This window comes from Nitrosomonas oligotropha (assembly GCF_009833085.1).
GTDB lineage: Bacteria > Pseudomonadota > Gammaproteobacteria > Burkholderiales > Nitrosomonadaceae > Nitrosomonas > Nitrosomonas oligotropha.
This window is the reverse complement of the sequence record NZ_QRBZ01000002.1, coordinates 23,963-42,991: the sequence shown is the minus strand read 5'-3', so window position 1 is coordinate 42,991 and position 19,029 is coordinate 23,963. Positions and strand designations below refer to the sequence as shown.

General features: G+C 50.0%; 15 protein-coding genes, 3 tRNA genes and 1 pseudogene. 7 read left to right on the top strand and 12 right to left on the bottom strand.

Going from position 1 to position 19,029, the window contains the following annotated elements; translation table 11 throughout:
• Nucleotides 1-11: 11 nt before the first annotated feature.
• Complete coding sequence (locus ABD07_RS00515) at nt 12-722, bottom strand: DUF502 domain-containing protein (RefSeq protein WP_160816658.1); 711 nt, start codon at nt 720-722, stop codon at nt 12-14.
• Between the two features lie 426 nt (nt 723-1,148).
• Here ABD07_RS00515 and ABD07_RS00510 point away from each other — a divergent pair, with 426 nt between their 5' ends.
• The 3 genes from ABD07_RS00510 to pnp all read left to right on the top strand — a co-directional run bounded on the left by ABD07_RS00510 (nt 1,149) and on the right by pnp (nt 5,490).
• Complete coding sequence (locus ABD07_RS00510; RefSeq protein WP_108698443.1) at nt 1,149-2,612, top strand: dynamin family protein; 1,464 nt, start codon at nt 1,149-1,151, stop codon at nt 2,610-2,612.
• 361 nt (nt 2,613-2,973) lie between these two features.
• A complete protein-coding gene (gene rpsO, locus ABD07_RS00505) occupies nt 2,974-3,243 on the top strand; it encodes a 30S ribosomal protein S15 (RefSeq protein ID WP_108698442.1) in 270 nt (89 codons plus the stop codon).
• Nucleotides 3,244-3,369: 126 nt separating this feature from the next.
• Nucleotides 3,370-5,490, top strand: coding sequence for a polyribonucleotide nucleotidyltransferase (pnp, locus tag ABD07_RS00500; RefSeq protein ID WP_160816657.1), 2,121 nt, complete (start codon nt 3,370-3,372; stop codon nt 5,488-5,490).
• Nucleotides 5,491-5,593: 103 nt separating this feature from the next.
• Here pnp and dksA read toward each other — a convergent pair whose 3' ends face one another.
• Nucleotides 5,594-6,019, bottom strand: coding sequence for an RNA polymerase-binding protein DksA (gene dksA, locus ABD07_RS00495; RefSeq protein ID WP_090316207.1), 426 nt, complete (start codon nt 6,017-6,019; stop codon nt 5,594-5,596).
• Between the two features lie 274 nt (nt 6,020-6,293).
• On the opposite strand from dksA, the gene ABD07_RS00490 reads away from it, so the two are divergent.
• From ABD07_RS00490 to ABD07_RS00475, 4 genes and pseudogenes are all read left to right on the top strand, one after another.
• A tRNA-Pro gene (locus ABD07_RS00490) sits at nt 6,294-6,370 on the top strand.
• A gap of 34 nt (nt 6,371-6,404) precedes the next feature.
• A tRNA-Arg gene (locus tag ABD07_RS00485) sits at nt 6,405-6,481 on the top strand.
• A gap of 83 nt (nt 6,482-6,564) precedes the next feature.
• Nucleotides 6,565-6,640: transfer RNA gene (locus ABD07_RS00480), tRNA-His, on the top strand.
• Between the two features lie 1,087 nt (nt 6,641-7,727).
• Nucleotides 7,728-7,826: pseudogene (locus tag ABD07_RS00475) on the top strand (PEP-CTERM sorting domain-containing protein); the annotation flags it as partial.
• Nucleotides 7,827-7,940: 114 nt separating this feature from the next.
• Here the strand turns inward: ABD07_RS00475 and ABD07_RS00470 are convergent.
• The 10 genes from ABD07_RS00470 to ABD07_RS00425 all read right to left on the bottom strand — a co-directional run bounded on the left by ABD07_RS00470 (nt 7,941) and on the right by ABD07_RS00425 (nt 19,028).
• Nucleotides 7,941-8,501, bottom strand: coding sequence for a hypothetical protein (locus ABD07_RS00470; protein ID WP_160816656.1), 561 nt, complete (start codon nt 8,499-8,501; stop codon nt 7,941-7,943).
• A 13-nt stretch (nt 8,502-8,514) separates the two neighbouring features.
• On the bottom strand, nt 8,515-9,630 hold the full coding sequence (locus ABD07_RS00465; RefSeq protein ID WP_160816655.1) for a hypothetical protein: 1,116 nt from the start codon (nt 9,628-9,630) through the stop codon (nt 8,515-8,517).
• An 8-nt stretch (nt 9,631-9,638) separates the two neighbouring features.
• Nucleotides 9,639-10,538, bottom strand: a complete 900-nt coding sequence (locus ABD07_RS00460) for a hypothetical protein (protein ID WP_160816654.1) — start codon at nt 10,536-10,538, stop codon at nt 9,639-9,641.
• Nucleotides 10,538-10,846: a hypothetical protein gene (locus ABD07_RS00455; protein ID WP_160816653.1), complete on the bottom strand. Its 309-nt coding sequence runs from the start codon at nt 10,844-10,846 to the stop codon at nt 10,538-10,540. The genes ABD07_RS00460 and ABD07_RS00455 overlap by 1 nt, the downstream gene beginning before the upstream one ends.
• Nucleotides 10,847-10,943: 97 nt before the next feature.
• Nucleotides 10,944-11,264, bottom strand: coding sequence for a phage holin family protein (locus ABD07_RS00450; protein ID WP_160816652.1), 321 nt, complete (start codon nt 11,262-11,264; stop codon nt 10,944-10,946).
• 16 nt (nt 11,265-11,280) lie between these two features.
• Nucleotides 11,281-11,574: a hypothetical protein gene (locus tag ABD07_RS00445; RefSeq protein ID WP_160816651.1), complete on the bottom strand. Its 294-nt coding sequence runs from the start codon at nt 11,572-11,574 to the stop codon at nt 11,281-11,283.
• A gap of 17 nt (nt 11,575-11,591) precedes the next feature.
• A complete protein-coding gene (locus tag ABD07_RS00440; protein ID WP_160816650.1) occupies nt 11,592-12,152 on the bottom strand; it encodes a DUF4376 domain-containing protein in 561 nt (186 codons plus the stop codon).
• A 1-nt stretch (nt 12,153) separates the two neighbouring features.
• Nucleotides 12,154-13,869 carry a hypothetical protein gene (locus ABD07_RS00435; RefSeq protein WP_160816649.1) on the bottom strand — a complete coding sequence of 572 codons (1,716 nt, stop codon included), beginning with the start codon at nt 13,867-13,869 and terminating at the stop codon, nt 12,154-12,156.
• On the bottom strand, nt 13,870-14,805 hold the full coding sequence (locus tag ABD07_RS00430; RefSeq protein WP_160816648.1) for a hypothetical protein: 936 nt from the start codon (nt 14,803-14,805) through the stop codon (nt 13,870-13,872). It lies immediately after the preceding gene.
• Nucleotides 14,802-19,028, bottom strand: coding sequence for a phage tail tape measure protein (locus ABD07_RS00425; RefSeq protein WP_160816647.1), 4,227 nt, complete (start codon nt 19,026-19,028; stop codon nt 14,802-14,804). The genes ABD07_RS00430 and ABD07_RS00425 overlap by 4 nt, the downstream gene beginning before the upstream one ends.
• Between the last annotated feature and the right edge of the window lies 1 nt (nt 19,029).

The following is a 19,029-nucleotide window of genomic DNA, read 5'->3' as shown; positions in this document are numbered from 1 at the left end:
GTTACGTCACGTTATTGCTTCTCAGCGGCCGGTGCTTGCGGCTTAGGTTGATTGGAAAAATTCAAACTATCGGGTGCATTGGTTCCGCCTGTCACCACAAACGTCATCGCTTCTTCAGTCGTCCAGTCCGTCAGAATGACATCGTCCATCGGGACAATTTCGATATAACCGGAAGTCGGATTGGGTGCGGTCGGCACATAAACCGCAGCAAGCTTTTTTCCGCTGTTTTTATCCGTTATGACTTTCGTGATAAATCCAACTGCTTTCATTTCTGACGATGGAAAACTGATCAGCACAACACGTTGCCCGGTAACCGGCGGCTGGCTGACCGTGTGCAAAAAACGCTTGGTAGCGCCATAAATTGTTTGCACCAAAGGCAGTCTTGCCAGAATATTTTCATAAATGCCGATGACTTTCTTGCCAATCACAAAAGATGCCAGCAGGCCGATGCCATAAAGACTCACGATCGTAAGCAGAGCGGCCACCGCATGCTGAAAATTAGAATCGAGCAGCCAGCTGGCGGTGGTATCGGAAAATGGCCGGACAGCGCGCGCCATCCCTTTTAGCAGAGGAGCTCCTATCTGTGCCAATAAATTCAATAAAAAATCAAATACCAGCCACGTCACCCACAGCGGCGCCACGGTAAGAAAGCCAATGAGTATATAGCGCGCTAGATGAGCGGAACGTGCTGCAGGTTGTTCTGGATTACTTTCTGTTGACATGCTTTAAAATTTTCTCCCGCTAAAAGTGTGTACGATCCATGCCTTATTTTCTTCCAATCAAGAGGCACAAACTACCGGAAACCGGCCGTGCATAAAACTGGCTATGATAATATTATTTTGCCCGAAACCGATGCAAATATTAGAAATATCATATACTGGCAAGCCTGCGGCGTTCTTGGTAGAATCGCCGGACACGCGGCAACAATTTCTGACATAGATCGACTGGCATTGAACATGCGTTATCCGTAAAATCTGTTTTCATTTACAGTAGAAGTAGCAAAAAAATTCTGGCTGGCACGCATTCCAAAGAACCAGAGTAACTGACTGAAAACAGCACCATCTCATGCAGAAAAATGAATTTTTAAACTAAAAAATCACCTTCACGCAATTCAGGGTGTACTCTCATAGGAATGAAAAGGGATCGTTATGTCACATAGCTCAACACAAATTAATAAGTATCTTAAGAGTTTACAAAAACACTTAGCTGATGAGCATCCGGATAACCCGACACTGGCCAATGCCGTAAAAAGCTTCAGAAAAATGGATTATGTCGGCCACAGCATGGGGTTACTCAACAAAGATGAATCCTATGCGACCTGTGTGACCTGGTGGCCCATGATCGCCGTATTGGGCACCTTCTCCGCCGGAAAATCGACCTATATTAATTCCTATCTGGATATGAAGCTGCAACGCACCGGTAATCAAGCCGTCGATGATAAATTCACGGTCATTTGCTACAGCCATCATAATGAAACGAAGACGCTGCCGGGCATTGCACTCGATGCCGATCCGCGTTTCCCGTTCTTTCAAATCAGCCGTAGCATTGAAGAGATTTCCGAAGCCGGGCAAGAACGTATCGATGCTTATTTGCAATTGAAAACCTGCCCGTCCGAAAACATACGCGGAAAAATCCTGATCGATTCTCCCGGCTTCGATGCCGACAATCAGCGTGCATCGACATTGCGCTTAACGCAGCACATCATTAATTTATCCGATCTTGTGCTGGTATTTTTTGACGCGCGCCACCCCGAACCGAAAGCCATGCAGGATACACTGGCCTATTTGGTATCGGCCAGCGTTAACCGCGCCGATGCCAACAAATTCCTGTACATTCTGAATCAGATCGATGTCACCGCGCAGGAAGACAATCCGGAAGAAGTTGTTTCGGCCTGGCAACGCTCGCTCGCTGAAGTAGGCTTAGTCACCGGACGGTTCTATCGCATCTATAACCCCGCCGCTGCCGTTCCGATCGCCAACCCGCACATCAAAGAACGGTTCGAGAAAAAACGCGAAGAAGATATGGCCGACATCAATGCAAGAATGCATCAGATCGAAGTCGAACGTTCGTATCGCATTGTCGGGAAACTGGAACAAACAGCCAAAGGAATTAAAAATCAGATTGTTAACAAACTATCTGACATGTTAAAAAAATGGAAAAGCAAAGTCATATTATTCGATGGCTTAGCTTTTGGCACGTTGGCTGTGTTGGCAGGAGTAGCCTTGACGATGAACGAGTCCTGGGGCATTGTCAAAACATTCCCGGAAGAGCTCATGCAGGGAGATACTACGGCAGTCGCCATCGCTTCTTTTCTGGCATTGAGCATTATTTTTATCCATTTTTCCATCCGCCGCGCTGTTGCCAATAAGCTACTGAAAAATCTGGCGAATGAAATCGGCAACGATCATGAGGCCTACAAACAGTATGTGCAGGCATTTAATAAGAGTACCGCCACGTACCGTCCAATGCTGCTCAGCGGACCGGCTGGCTGGAATGATGTTGCAGAACAGACCATTGATGAAATCATTAACGAAGCCAACGATTATATTCAGGCATTGAACGATCAGTTCACCAATCCCTCGGGAAATGAAGGTGGAAATTCGCAAGTTTAAGATTCCACAATTAAAATCTTTTTAGCATTGCTAAATACGCACTGTGCTACGCAAACGATCTTAATCAGCCCCTAGGGATAGCAAACAGAATTGATAAAAGAATCCCAATTCACGATATCAATTCTTTTGTTTTCCCTAGATCACACAGTTTCTTCTTTCGCCAATTTCTGCCAGTGTCCGTTCCGGTTTGTCCGGAATCACACTTCCCCAAAATTCAGCTTTTAAGCGGCAATGCGCTTTAAGGCCTCTGTTACCGGTTCGATTTAGTTTCATAGCTTGTTCTGGTTTGGACAAGAACGATATTAAAGAGTAAAATTCCGGCTCTTTATACCCAAGGGTAGTTTAATAACCGGAGAATTTTATGTCAGTCACGATCGACCAAAAAGCACAGGTAGTGCGCGACTATCAAAGAGCCGAAGGGGATACTGGCTCTCCTGAAGTCCAAGTTGCGCTCTTAACAACTAGAATCAATGACTTAATCGGTCATTTCAAAACGCATGTCAAGGATCATCATTCCCGCCGCGGTCTGTTACGCATGGTTGGGCGCCGCCGCAAACTGCTTGATTATCTAAAAAACCGCAATGCTGATAGTTACCAAACACTGATTGAACGCCTTGGTTTACGTAAATAAATGGTCTTCTCAGGCTTGGCTAGGGCCAATCGAGCAGGCCATTTTTCTGTCATGCAATCAATGTTCTTGTCTGCAGGCAAATCAAAATTCGGAAAGATTCATCAAATAGGAAAAAGGGATTGTTAATTGAAACCTATTAAGAAGAGTATCACCTATGGACGCCATCAACTCACACTGGAAACAGGTGAAATAGCAAGACAGTCACATGGCGCCGTAATGGTTACAATGGACGATACAGTAGTACTTGTCACTGTAGTTGGCGCAAAAAATATAAAACCAGGACAGGATTTCTTTCCACTGACAGTGGATTATCAGGAAAGATCTTACGCAGCAGGCAGAATACCCGGCAGTTTCTTTAAACGAGAGGGTCGTCCATCAGAAAAGGAAACATTAACCTCCCGATTGATCGATCGCCCTATTCGACCGCTCTTCCCCGAAGGATTCTATAACGAAGTGCAAATAGTAGCCACGGTAATGTCGGCCGACAATGAAGTGGACCCGGATATACCTTCGATTATTGGCACCTCCGCTGCATTAATTCTTTCCGGCATTCCATTCGATGGCCCGCTTGGCGCAGCCCGGGTCGGTTATATCAACAATGAATACGTTTTAAATCCAACCACTTCCGAACTGAAAGACACGCAATTGAATCTGGTTGTTGCAGGTACACAGAACGCTGTTTTGATGGTTGAATCGGAAGCGCTGGAACTCTCGGAAGAAGTGATGCTAGGAGCCGTGACGTTTGGTCATGAGCAAATGCAGGTCGTTATTAATGCGATAAACGAGTTTGCCGATGAAGCGGGTGTTACCGCTTGGGATTGGACACCACCGGCAAAAGATGTCACTTTTGAAGAAAAGATTAACGGCTTGGCGGAAGCTGATTTGCGGCAAGCATACAAAATTAAACAAAAACAAGCACGCAGCGAAGCGATTGAAGTCATCAGTCAACGCATCTCCGCCGAAATCGGTGTTGATACCGAGGGTGGTCCCGATCTTCAGTCATTCAAGGAAGCTTTTTTTGCACTAGAATCGAAAATTGTGCGCAACCAAATCCTGGATGGTGAACCTCGGATCGATGGCCGCGGCACGCGGACTGTCCGGCCCATTACAATTCGTAACGGTGTGCTGCCGCGCGCGCATGGCTCAGCGTTATTTACCCGTGGAGAAACACAGGCACTGGCGGTTGCAACTTTAGGCACCGCGCGCGATGAACAAAAAATAGATTCGCTGCAAGGCGATTATAACGACCGGTTCATGCTGCATTACAATATGCCGCCCTATGCAACCGGAGAAATCGGCCGTGTCGGCACTCCAAAACGCCGTGAAATCGGTCACGGACGGCTTGCCAAACGCGCTATTGCCGCCGTACTACCGACTCCCGAAGAATTCGGTTATTCACTGCGCGTGGTATCCGAAATTACCGAATCCAATGGCTCAAGTTCAATGGCATCGGTCTGCGGCGGCTGCCTCGCATTGATGGACGCAGGTGTTCCATTGAAAGCGCATGTCGCGGGGATCGCCATGGGTTTGATTAAGGATGGCAACCGTTTTGCTGTACTGACGGATATTCTTGGCGATGAAGATCACCTCGGCGATATGGATTTCAAGGTAGCGGGTACCGAGCAAGGCATTACTGCCCTGCAAATGGATATCAAAATTCAAGGTATCACCAAAGAAATCATGCATGCGGCATTGATACAGGCTCATGAAGGGCGGATACACATTCTGCAGATCATGAAACAAGCGCTGCCATCGACCCGGGAAGATATTTCAGTGCATGCACCGCGCATCATCAAACTAAAAATCAATCCGGAAAAAATTCGCGATGTTATCGGTAAAGGCGGCGCTGTAATACGCACGCTCACAGAAGAAACCGGCACCACCATTGATATCACTGATGACGGTCAAGTCACGATCGCTTGTGTTAATGCGGAAGGCGGCGAACTGGCCAAGAAACGCATTGAAGACATCACTGCGGAAGTCGAGGTGGGTAAAATTTATGACGGTGTAGTCCTAAAATTACTCGATTTTGGTGCTATTGTTAGCGTTCTTCCCGGAAAAGACGGCTTGTTGCATATTTCGCAAATCGCCAATGAGCGCGTCAACAACGTTTCCGATCACCTGAATGAGGGCCAGCAGGTTCGTGTCAAGGTGCTTGAAGCGGATGACAAGGGCAGATTGCGCCTCAGCATGAAAGCAGTATCTGCCGATGAAGATAATGCGGCCCCTACTACGGAAGAGTCTTAAATCGTCTCAGGCTTACGCGTTAATTTAAACAAAAGCCCTGCCTCATAAGCAGGGCTTTTCATTTTTACCAGCCACAAAGCCGTTCAGATCACTCCGTTCAAAACTATTTAGCTATTTGCCTCTCGCGCATTTCATCCAATGTCTTGCAATCGATGCAGAGTGTCGCCGTTGGCCGCGCCTCTAATCGTTTCAATCCAATTTCCACACCGCAACTCTCGCAGTAGCCATAATCACCGGAATCAATCTTGCCGATAATCTCATCAATCTTCTTGATCAGCTTGCGCTCCCGGTCACGGTTACGTAATTCGAGCGTCATATCAGACTCCTGACTGGCGCGGTCATTAGGGTCGGCAAAAACCGTCGCTTCATCCTGCATGGTATGAACGGCGCGATCAATATCCTGGCCTAACTCCACTTTCATATCTTCCAGTATCTTACGAAAATGCGTCAGCTGATCAGGCCCCATATATTCTTCACCTGCTTTGGGTTCATAGGGAGTCACTTGTTTACTTTGCAGCTCTTTTGGCATCTTTCAGGCTCCTCTTAATTCCGGTAGCGTACAAAAATCGCATAGTATTATCAGAAAACATGTTCGATAACAAGTTATTTATCCATAGTTGGTGTTTGTCATCGATTGAATTCTACGATAGCACATCAATATAAATTCAATTTGTGACATTACGCATGCAAATTGTAAACATTTCTGGTTTTTAATCGTGCCTGAACAAAATTAGCAAAATTCTCAACTTGAAGCACGAAGAAATTGACGTTTCACAGCTAAGAAGGTATAGTGTCGCCTTTTCCGGGGTGTAGCGTAGCCTGGTAGCGCGCCTGGTTTGGGACCAGGATGTCGGGAGTTCAAATCTCTCCACCCCGACCAATTTCAGCCCTAATATTTAGAGCAGCCCGATTTAGTGCCCGTAGCTCAATCGGATAGAGCACCAGCCTTCTAAGCTGGGGGTTACAGGTTCGATTCCTGTCGGGCACGCCACAAATATTATATCTTCCTCATGGATGGACTGAATTGTTCAACTCGGTTTTTGTGTGCAAGACCGTATCACTTTTCTTCATATGGTGGCTGTAGCTCAGTTGGTAGAGTCCCGGATTGTGATTCCGGTTGTCGTGGGTTCGAGTCCCATCAGCCACCCCAAGCAATCAATAACTTAGTCAAAGCATAAAGCAAACTTTGTAAGATAAATGCCGATTTTTGTAAGATGGCAATTTAATACGCACCCCCTACAAAGACTTATTCCCTCTACCCAACCTACTACTATTGGGATTTAAATTTAAGCTTTCGAATCCCACTAATCCTACATCAGTACAGGAAAATTTATTTTTAAAAATAAGCATTTCGCTTATATCTATTAAAGAGTTTAACCGCCAGAATGAATCCGTAGTTTGGTAATGAATTATTTTGTTTCAAAAACCTTAATGGAGCAGCGAATATGAAATTCGAATTGAAAAAGAACTGTATTGCACAAGTCTTTGCTATTACCTTATGTGGAGCTGCTATTACCTCGGTGCAGGCTGCACCGGTTTTCATTACCGATGGTGCTGGTACCTCTGCCACGATCGCAGATGCTGGTTATTTCCAGCCTGGCGGTATCGGTTTAAGCTTTATGGGGAGGGAATATGTCAATTGGGATATTCAGGCATCCAACTACACACTTGAAGCCAACGGTGGAGTTGTGGCGACAGCCGATGAAGTAGCGCTGAGCAATCCGCTGACTTCAATAACTTTTGGACCTTTTGGCGGCGGTCAGGTATCGGTTACCACGAACCTCGGCGGCGGAGGTGGTGGCTGGGGTTTCGTAGAAACGGTCAGTATCCCAGCACCCGGCCATGTTGCCGTTAAAGTACAATTGACGAACAATACCGGCGTCGATGCCAAAGATGTGCACTGGGGCGTTGGTTTTGACCCGGATCAAGGCAGAGCAGTCGGCCTTGGCAATGGCACATTCAATTACATCAACGCGACAGGCACTACCGATTCTTCCGTTTCGGCAGCAACGGCGGATGGCTTTATGGTCACGCTGGCCAATACCACTAGTGCCGGAGCTTTCGATATGCGGCCTTACGTTGATCCGGCGAGCTGCTGTGCTCCTGTTCTCCCAGGTGTAATGCTGGCTGCGGCGCAAGCAGTCGGTGCTTATGGATTTGCGGATAGCTCGATTAATATAGGCTACGATCTCCACACTATTGCGGCCGGCCAATCCGCGACAATAGGTTATGAATACATCATGGCCGTCCCTGAACCTGAAACTTATGCCATGCTACTGGTAGGCTTGGGATTACTAGGGTTTTCAGCACGCCGCAGAAAAGAGAGTTCTGTGTAATTTCACGCTTATATTTTTTCAAGAACGGGGGCTCTGGCCCTCGTTTTTTTGATCAGAACGAGAGAAATTATGGCTTTGGCTCCCGTTCTGTTTTTTAAGTTCCGATAAAATCCACTATGATCCTGGAACAACTACCTGATCTGTCACAATCTCAACCAACGGAGCCAGAATTTCCCGGCATGTGTTGTACTGTATTACAACCTTCTGCGCATCTACTGAGTAGTCTCGAAGATTCTGTTCAATCTCCCCGGGAAGTCTGATTCTATCGGTTCCGCTAGCACCGACGCTGGCACTTTCAGTTTTTCCGGCGGTTTCTGCGGTTCGGTTTCGGCAGTTTTTGGCGTCGATCCACAGCCCGCGATTAGTGCGGTTGATAGTAGCCATATCGTTATTAAGTTTTTCGCGCGCTTTAATTTCATCACTTAATGCTCCTGTTAATCCGTTGACTTGTGTTTCACGTTCTTTGGCCAAAGCCTGGGTCGCATCGGCAATGGCTTTGGCAAGGTCTTCAGTGCGTTTTATTTCTTTTTCCTGCCATTCCGCACGCTCAGCTGCGCGGCCGTCGTCGAAAATGTTGTCATGGATGGTTGATGCCATCCACCAGACAAAACCCGCGCAAACGATGATTAGGGCTGCCAAAAGGGCATAGCGGATGAGTGTTGCGTATCCGGTCATATTGTCTCCTCAGTTAAATAGCTGGATCCGGAAGTACGTCCGGATAGCCGTCCCACAAATTAAATGCAGCGGTCTTGGTCGTTACATCCTGGTTGGCCTTGCCGCCGAAATAAACACCAGGCAGGAATATGGCCTGCACCCATCTGCCGAATTTGCCTTTCGATATGTTTCTTGCCGGCTGGACGACACCTGCCGTGATTGTTGGGTGCGCAGCGTTCCACGCAGCCGCATATCCTTCAGTACAATCGAAAAGAACCGCATGTGAGCCATCAGCTTTTGTTATCTCAACACGGAATCGACCTGTAGAAACATCGGCAAATGTCGCAGCCCTTTTGCGATATATTCGTAGTTTAAAAGGTTCGTTTACCGGCACACTGACTGAATAATTTTTGTATCGGAAGTAGTCCTCTGCCGGGGATACCTCAGTATTACCTCTCGAATCACCCTGGCAATACCAGCCGATTGTTCCAGACGCCGCCCCGTACTCATCATATGCGCCGGTTGATCTAAATATACCGAATGTATCTCGTTGATCGCCTTGACCGACGCTGCTGCCCCTTGATTTTATGTCGAATAGAGTCATTGTGCGATTTGACGAGTCTGTGAGAGTGCTCAAGTCGGGTAACGTGAGTACGAACTCATAACATAACTCTGGCAAATCTCCCGTGGCCAGCGTCAAATCTCTATACAGATGCCGCCATATTTGCGCCTGAAATCCGCCAGAAGATCCGGCATTCCCTGTGTTTTTTATCCGCGTGCTCAGTGCGTTTAGAGATAAACCCTCAATAGTCTGCGGAGCGATCGAAGCATCAAAGTTATTGTTAAAGCCTGCCTGATCGTAAGTCGGGAAATTGCCCGAAGGGTCGAAGACGTGACAAATTGCATAGACTGCGTATCCGCCTGGATTGCTGGATACTCCGCCCACCGGACGAACAGCTAGAGGCAACGCCGCCAAATCTGAGACGCTAAACCCAGTCAGAGTATCAGTCCCGGTGAATGGTACCCAGCAATCCACCGCAGAAAAACGGTCAGGCGTACCAAGCGTTATCCCTGTATCCCTGGTTGCGAACAACAAATTGGCATTAGGAGAAAACTTTTTCGGAAATAAAAAACTGTAATCTGTAGACATGATCTCTCCTAGCCGCCCGCGTGAACTAAATGAAGATGGAAATCTTTTAAAGCAACGCTCTCATTTGTGTTTGCGCTTTGATCTAGCGTTAAATGCAGGTAACTTGTTGCCGAATCCAAATCGGTAACAGTTACCTCTGGATTGGGAGCTGATCCAGAAGTGCCAGCCCATTTGTTACCAGATATCGCGCCAGCAACTATTACTTTATTGCTGGCTTTTCTGCGCAGAATATTGAATTCGCCGGATGTTGGTTGCCCCGGCGATGTATTAACTGTTTCAATAAGCTGGTCTCCTATCGTGCCAGCAGTCCCTAACCTAAAAGATCGCGTGAATGTTGTTGCGGTAGCGGCTCGACCAACAACCGACCTGATTTCAAAAAAATCACCGATCTGCATAATCGATTTCAAGTTGTTGATCGGTATAGCAAACGACCTAACCAGGCTCTCTGTTGTGTAGTTGCCATCGCTAGGAGTGAATAATATGTCTGCATTGATAGAATCAAGCAGTGCCCTTCCTGATGTGTATCGCCACAAGTAGGCCGATCCAACCAGGCGCACTTCAATTTCTGCCCCTCCGATGCCGATGCCAGATTTAACACGACATCTAAGCCCCTCCCATTTTGCGGACGGGGCTGGCGGTTGTGTAAAATCGTCAAAAACCAGGCGGCCGCCAATTATGAACCACCGAGACGCCAGGGCGTTCCAAACGAATAAGCATTGCTTGTCGCGCACGTAAGCCACAGCCTCATTCGCAACCATGGCCGGGGTAAGTGCCAGAAACTCGCTCCACAGGATGCTTGCTTGTTTCATGACATTGCCGTCCCTATCAATAAACCCTGCTATATTGCCAGCTGAGTTCAGGGCGGCGCGGATTGCGCCAAGGCGTGAAACATCGATTTGACCTGACATTAGAACTCCCGCTCAAAGTGCAGATTAACAACCGATGTACCGGCGGCGGTGATCACGCCCAGGTAATCTCCAGAATCCAAGTACCAGTCTTTAGCATTTCCGCCAAAGAGCTCACTACCTCGCACGCTGCCGCTAGGCGGTGTTACTGTTTCGGCGTCCGCTTGGCTGGTACTTTGCCTTATGTAGATTGCGCTGCCGGTGCAGCTGACTTGATACTTTCCGCTCCTTGTGACCGGCCCGATGCTTGTTGCCGTGATGCTGGCTGTCACCGGCGGATAGCCGGATTCTCCTTTCGTCTTCGCGCCCATCTCTCACCTCGAAAAATAAAAAAGCCGCACGTGGCGGCTTTGGGTTATTACGAAAAACTAACTAGCGGCAATGGCCGTTATGATTTGCTGTGTTTCTTCACTGTTTTTTTATGCTGCTGACTTTCTTTTTGATAACATCCTGCGCCAGGTAAATCGACCTGATTCCGTAATGCGAAGCAACGCCACCCAGTGCGGCAGCAATGCCCAGGTCAAAACCCAGCGAGGTCACTCCCAGCACCGTCAGTACGCTGATAAACGCACTGGTGAGCAGTTCGATTGCGCCCTCGAACCAGTTGAATGCCCTCGGGTGGCCGTATTTAACACTGCGCAGCCAGCGCACCATTCCACCCATCATCCCGACAATAATGACAAGCGCCCACGTTGCGAGCGACCACGTGGTCGGGTCTTTGATCGGCATGTTGTTCATTTCCATGCTACAAATGGATGCCGATAGCAACACCGGCAGCCATTGCGGATAGGATCAGGAATGCAACAAGCAGCGGCGTGAACCGGCTTTTCTGCGCTTTTTCCAGCAGCGGATCGATGATGCCGTCCGCTTTCGCATTGGCGGCTTCGAACGTGCTGATATGCTCGTTAATCTCTGTCTTTGCTTTCGCGATTGCAATCTCGAGATTCTTTTTCACATCAACCACGCTTGATGTACTCATCGCGGTCTGTATTTTTTCGAGCTGTGCTTCGAGTAGCTGTTTTAATTCGTCAGGTTTCATGCGTTCCTCCGTTGGGGTTACCAAGTGATTGCTTCGATTTCTGCCGCTGTCGTTGCTGCGTTGACGGCTGTTATTTTTGCTTTCAGCGTTTCATCCGCATCGTAGCCGCGATCCGATATCGCGCGGCCAAGCGCCTGCATTTCCGCGTATGTCATTACGTGCTCAGCGCCGGATATGTCGCGCCAGTACGCGCCAGGGCGCACGCTGCCCGGTGCTAGGACTTCCGCGAGTAATGCCCGAGAGTCTTTGTCCGTAGCCCATGTTTGCCCAGCGTGCTCAAGGTTTGAGTATTCCATCGCCAGGCGCGCGGCTTCCAGTTCGGCTATTTTTTCCGCGCGTTTCCCCGATAGCAGCGCTTGTTCGCCCAGGGCGTTGATCGTCCAAACGCCATCCGCGTAGGCCCAGCCGCCACCGGTAAAACCTTCCGGAATTTCGGCGGCTTCTTCCAGCACCAGCTCGTTAGGGTCTATGTTGCTGCGGAAAGTCCACCCAGCGCCGCGCAATCCTTGTTCGTCGAGAACCAAATCATTCCCGGCAAACAAAACCACGTTATCAGCTCTGCGTTTGATGATCTTCATCTTACGATGCCAGTTCGAGCGTTCTGGCGCTTAGGTAAGTGTTAGCGTTGCGCACAACCTGCATCACATGTCCGCTGTCGAGTCCCGCACAGGCTACGTAAAACCCTGCTGCCGTCACGCCCGGCTCTACGTTTTCAGAGATTTCCCCGAGCAAAATATTATCGTCAGCCGTGATTGCGATGCGTACGCCATCCACACCGTTGCTGTAGCCGCCGGTCCATGTCACGTACAAGCTATTTGCATCGAGTTTTGTAGCCGTAGCGTGCACGGTTGCAGTAACACCAACGTTAAATACACGGCTGCGCAGCAGTACCGGGCTTGATCCTGAAATATCCAGCAGCGACACGACAAAATCGCAATACGTGCGATCTACCGCAGTTACAGCCACCGCGCGCGTCGTTGACAATACGGCCATGCCGAATTGTTTATTTGCGAGCGAGCCAGGCAGAACACTGGTTAAATCCAGCAGGCTGCCTGTTTGTGCTGGGATGGATCCCGTGATCGATATCAATCTGCATTGCATTTTCTTATTGGTGTTATCAAGGAATATCAGCAGCGCTTTGCTGCTTGATACTTTCCTGATGCGCAGATACAGGCCTGATCCATTAGTTCCGTCCGCTGTAACCTCTGCCGATTCCGTGATTACGCTCGAGGCAATATCCAGCACGCGCATTTTCGGCACGCCGCCGGATGCGCCGTAATACACCGCCAGCAGCTGCGTTGATGACAGCGCATCGACAGACGTGCCGCGCCCGGTTGTCCCGCCGTCGATCTGCCGTACAGTGCCGGGCGTGAACGTTGAGGATGAGATATCCAGCACCACGGCTTTGGTCACGCCAGTTGACATTTTATAAACCACGGTGGCCTGATTATTTGTTTGCGCCGCGATGCTGATATCAACGGCCGCCTCGTTGGTGATCTGCGCCGGGGTTCCGGATGCTGATCCGTAATTGAGCACAACCGCATTCGGGTAGCCGGTGACGTTATCGGCAAACGCGCAGATCGCCTGCGTGGCAGACAGCATTGCCACGGCCAGATAACGCGAATCAACGGCATTGAGCACTTCGGCATTGTTGCCGCTATAAACTTGCTCGATATCCTCCCCGCTGACTTGCCAGACACCGGCAGATGAGCTGGTATCCGAACAATGCACGGCAACGACCTGTCCGGGATTAACGTAGCAAATAAAACCGCCGCCGTTTTTATGCACCGAGAACCGATACGCACCGTCATTTTTGTACACAAAAACCGGCGTGCCTTTTTTGAGTGTTGACGCTGGCGGATTCGTGACCTTTTTCCCCGCAGCGGTCATGTTGATGATCTGCAATCGCGCGCTGGTAAATGTCAGCGTGATGTCTATCGCACTTGTCGTTGTTTCCGATCCGCCCAGGCTGGTGCTGGTTTGCAATTCCCAGTTTGTGGGGTCTTGGCTGGGGTCTGTTGTCCCCGCCCCGTTTGTTTTGCGGCGGTAGTTTAAAAAATCAATTGGGCTGTAGCGCACCACACCGGCGGTGTAGCTTGTACCGGATACCCATACGGTGTTTGCCAGTGCGGAAACTGCTGATTCGGCGGCGGCGACAGCGGCATTGACGGCGGCAAACTGCGCGTTATATTGCGGGATCGATCCCTTCAACTGCTGCACGAACAGGTCTATTTCAACCGCAATCGTGTCCGGGTTGTTCTCATCCGGGTTTGCCGTTATTAAGTCTATTGCCATTTATAGTTCCTGTATTTCAATGTTTGCGAGTACATTAAGGGGATACGCCAGCGAGTAGGAATAATCTTTGTACAGGCCGATTGCAAAGAGGCTTTCAAAATATCCGTCGGTTGTTCTGACGATGCCAGACCAAAAAGTCACTTCGCTGTTGAGATCGTCAATAATGTTTTTAATACCGTCCAATCTGCTTTTATCTTGCATCAATTGCAGTGATATGTTCGGTATGTTGCGGCGGCGTTTGATTTTTGCTTCACCGTCGAAATCACGAACGAATGTGGAGAAATTCTCACGTTTCACTGTGGCAGCGTACTGCGCTTGCCCGATATCGAATGCCACCGCCGGGATGATTTGCCCTACCCGCACATACCCAGCAGCCCTGGTAAACGTCAACCGGAAGCGGTACGAACTGACCGCAGGCAATCCGGAAAATATGGTTTTCGTGATCTGCCGATGGCGCTGGTAGAGCCAGTCGTACCAACTGTAGATATCGCGCACCAGCAATGTTTTGGTGTCGGTTGTTACAACCTCATCCGATTCATTTAACACTTCGATGGTAACTTCATCCGCGATCACGTTGCCCAATGCCACTGCGGTGAAACGCTCACCTGGATTGATCTCCACAACGTACGGCGATGGCGCGTTATTCTGCGTGTTTCGGTCGATCTGGAATGGCGCGTATTTATTCACCGCGCCCAGGTCGATCCAATAACCATTGGTTTCGTCATCCGGAAACGCTTCCGGCAGATTAGTAGGGCCACTGGTGTGCGCCTGAATGCACTGGAATTTGTGATAAGTGGCATCGATCAGGTAAGAAACGGTTTCGCCCACGGCGTAAGCGGTTGCCGTTACCCAGGCCGTTTCACCGGTAGACGGATACGACACGCTGGATGATACGATCTGCGCGTCGCTGATTTTGATCGGGCGGCCGGTTATCATGCTGGGGTTGTCGTTAACGCGAAACCAGTAGTTGTTTCCTGCACTGTATTCCGCACTAGCCGGTATAGATTGTTGATTGCATTGGTATTCTCTTCTGTTTTGCGCGCAACCGTTTTCAGCGAATCGACAATGTCACCGTTCTGCTGCGGGTTTATGATCCGCTCACCCTGGTGCACGATGGCCGGGCCGGTGCGCGGAACGTATGACGATCCGGTGGCAAAGCGCGGAATGCGTGGATTGTCTGCGAAGAATTTGTCCACTTGCTCTTGCGTGTATCCGGTTGCACCCATGATCTGCGACGAGCTGACACCGTACTTTGATACATCGCGGAAAATCTCATCCGGCGTTCTGGCTGATTTGAAATAATCGGCAATCGCCTGGTTGCTGATGGCCGGGTTGCCGGATACATGGCCATCGCCGATGGTGCCAGCACCTGCCTGTAACAGCGCTCTGTTCAAATCCCCAATCGCATCACCCACCGATTTGATCGCAAAGTAAGTACCGTTCATGATGTCGATTTGCTGCTGCGCGCTGGTGATCAGGCCGTCAAGCTGGGCTATCTGCACGTTAAATCCATCGGTGAGAGCGTCTTTGCTGGATTGCAGCGTTTCTAGCATGCGCTGTTCGTCGGTCATTTTATTTGCGGTCAACGCACCCAGCTGATCCACAAGCCCAGCCGATTGCGCGCGGCTCGATAGAAAATCGAATCTCGACGCGAATCTATCCGTATTTTGATTGCTCAATGCTGACAGCGCTTGGCCGATACCGGCGGCATCCGGGAAGATTCCGTTTTTAGCGTTGGCAATCGCATCCTGTATTTGCGCGCGCGCCTGCATTAATCCGATAGGCCGCAGCGCATCGGTTGTTGATTTCAGCGCATCGGACAGGCTTTTGAGTTTGGATATCGATCCGGTTACATCATCGATATGTTTCTGCGATTCCGCGATGGCTTTGTTGTATGCATCGGTGATGCGGGTTTTTTCCTGCGCCACCGATCTTTGCAGCACCGTGAATGCATCGGAGAGGCTATTTTTAATTGCTTCGGCAGACGATTGCGCGGCGGCCTGCTGATCGATCAGCGCAAATATGTTTTCTTGCAGTGCGCGGTTCGCAGGATCAAGCGCTTCCAATTCGCGGCGGCGCAGTTCGACGGTGTTGCCCTGCAACTGCAGCAGTTGCGTTTCCAGTCCGAGGCGCTGCTGTTGCACCTGCGCGGCTTGCTGGCGCTGCTGTTCTGCCAATTGCTCTTCCGCCGCGCGCACCGAAACAAACGCAGGCGCGAGATTCAGAAGCGATTGCAGCAGGTCTTCGGAAATCCCGCCAACCTGACCGAACGATTGCACCAGGCCCCTGAACTGATCCTTTGTGAGATCGGATGAAAGCCCAAGTGATTGCAGCTGTTCATCAAGACGCGCTTGCGATTGTGTCAGCAGTTCGGTCGACGTGAAAAAATTCTGCGAAAAGAACGCGGCTTTCTGCCCGAGCGCATCCGTACCACCAGCAGCATCGACAAATGCCGTGCGGCCTGCGAAACTGGTGCCGCTGATCATCGCCCGCGCATCCGCAGAGGATTTGCCGAGAATTAATGATGCAGCATCGACCAGGCTAGTGAACTCTGTGCCCAGGCGGCTGACTGTTTGCAGGGCGGTTTCACCGCGTTTGGCTAGTTCATCCACTTGCGGCAACAGACTGCGTGCGAGGCCATCGGTGATGTTTTCGATCTCCTTACCGATCTGCTCCTCTGTCAGCATCTTGCCTTTATCGGACAGGATATTGATTGAGTAGCCAAATTTATCTATGCCTTCAGTACTTAGTCCCAGGTCTTTACCGATCTCCCGCAGGCTGGCGCTGGTTTTACTAGTGGTGTCGTTGATCAGGCCGAATACTTCCTGCGCTGCTTTGGCCAGATCATCCGCAAAACCTTGCAGCTTGCGGTTATCTGTCCAGGTTTCACCGGTCATTGCATCAACGCGCGCAAAGTCTATTTTGTCGGATCTAAACAAACCACCCTTAGCTTTAAATCTAGTTTGCAGCATTCCGGATTCAAAACCTTCCGCGCCGATCTGCCCTTGAAGCAGAGTTCCTTGCTGTTTCAGTGGGCCGCGCCCGAAGAGACTGTTAAGCAATGGCACAACCGGAATGAAATCACCTAAAATAGGAATGTCGCCGATTGTATTCATGAACTTTCCGAATCCACCGCCCATCCGCTTATCACCGGCCAGCATCTTAAATGCTTGTGTTGCCGCAAAAGCCACCATTAACGGGCCAGCGGCAGCCGCAAGACCCGCCCCCATACCAGATGCAATTCCAGCAGTGGCGCCTGAGCTTCCCCACAACGCCATCGCACCGGCTTCGGCAGCTGCTTGCGTTGCAGTTTTTCCAGCCATCCCGCCAAAGAATGAACCGACAGAACCAGGCAATGACATGCCCATGTTACCTATGAAACCAGGGATGCCAAAACCGCCACGGATTCCAGACATGACGCTTGACCCAAGGCTGGCGATATTGAGCAGATTCAGGCCGCCACCGGAACCGGTTCCCGCAGCTCCTGCCGCTGCTGTTCCACCGATGCCCAGCAAGCCATTCAGCCCGATTGCATTTGCGATCCTTGAGGCTGCAACTTCGGCAACCATGCGGCGGATGGCATTCAGAAAATTTCCCAGCATGCCTTTTACACCATCCTGGAACGGGTCAAACAGGAAGTTTGCGAATGCATTCTGGATATTCCGTGCGGCCTGGATGGTGTACTGATCCAGGTCATTCATCGCGGTCTTGCCTGTTTCGCCCGCTTTTTTAAATTCTTCCTGTGCTTTTTGCAGCGCGCGGTTGTAAGTCTCCTGACTGATGGCGGTGCCATCGGTAGCGTTGCGCGCTTCGTTGATGTACTTGACCTGATCCTGATATTTCTCTTGCGCGGTTTGTGTTTCTTCGGTGAGTTTTTTGTAACGCTCGAGATTTTTTACGATCTGTTGCGTGTTCATTTCCTCGATCCGGGCCGCCCGGTTCTTACGTTCGATCTCCTGGATGTAGGCTTCGGCCGCATCGGATACGCCTAAATACTCAGCTCGTAGGCGCGTCAATGCCGTGCCGGTGATGCCGGTTTCGCGCGCTTCTTTCTGCAGCGCATCGATAAAGCGCTGCGCTTCAGTGACGGTTTCTTTTTGCGCGGCGGCAATTTTCTCGAGTGTGGGCGGAGCGAGCAATTGCTGATTGTTCAGTTCTCTCTGACTTTCCGCAGCATCTTGCAGGGCTTGATCGCCGTACTTTATCGTTCGAACGAATTCAGCTGTAGCTTTTGCATTATTGTCGATCTTTGCAAAATAATCGTTGCCGATTTCAATCGCTTTCCTGAGATCGAGATTTGTCAGCGCGACGACTTGCTTGATTATTCCATCGATCGCAGTACCGAAAGATAGCAATACATTGTACGACGTGACTGCGCCGATAGTCAGCATCTTGAACGCGATACCGGCATACTCCCCCGCTTTGTTGAAGGCATTGGCATAGCTTGTCGTTTGCAAAAAAGCTGATCCGACATCGCTGAGAGCCGGAAGCAAACCGACGACAAAGTTATTCCCGAGGGAAGATACCCTCCCTTTAAGCATCTCGATGGTATCGTTGAATCTATCCGATTCCTGGGCAGATTCATCCGTGAAACCGGAATACTTACGATGCGCTTCCGCTGCTTCTTCAAGCTTTGCCCGTCCTTCATCCAGTAACGGGATCAGATCGCGCCCGCCTTTACCGAACAATTCATTGGCCAATGCCGATTTTGCCGCACCATCCTGATAGCGTGAGAACTTGTCCGCCACTTCCAGAAAAACTTGATTCGAGTCGCGCAGCTTACCGTTCGTGTCCTTAATGGTGATACCCATCAGGCTGAAAACACGCTCCCCAGCGGACATGTTTTTCGACATGATACCGACCGCTTTAGCCACGGTATCCAGATCGCTACCGTTCAGCTTGGCCATTTTGTCCAATCCGCCAAGCTCGTTGACAGTCATGCCGGTGATCTTGCGCAGGTCGTTGAGCTTGTCTCCTACATCCGCCACACCTTTCACCAGCGACGCGATACCGGCAAGACTCAAGCCAACGCCGATGGTACCCAGGACTTTATTCATCGTGTCCACAGCATTGCCCACGGTGCGCTTGGCCCGATCCATATCGGATACTAGGCGCGCCATGTTGGCCATCAGTTGGATTTCAAGTTGCCCTGCGATCATT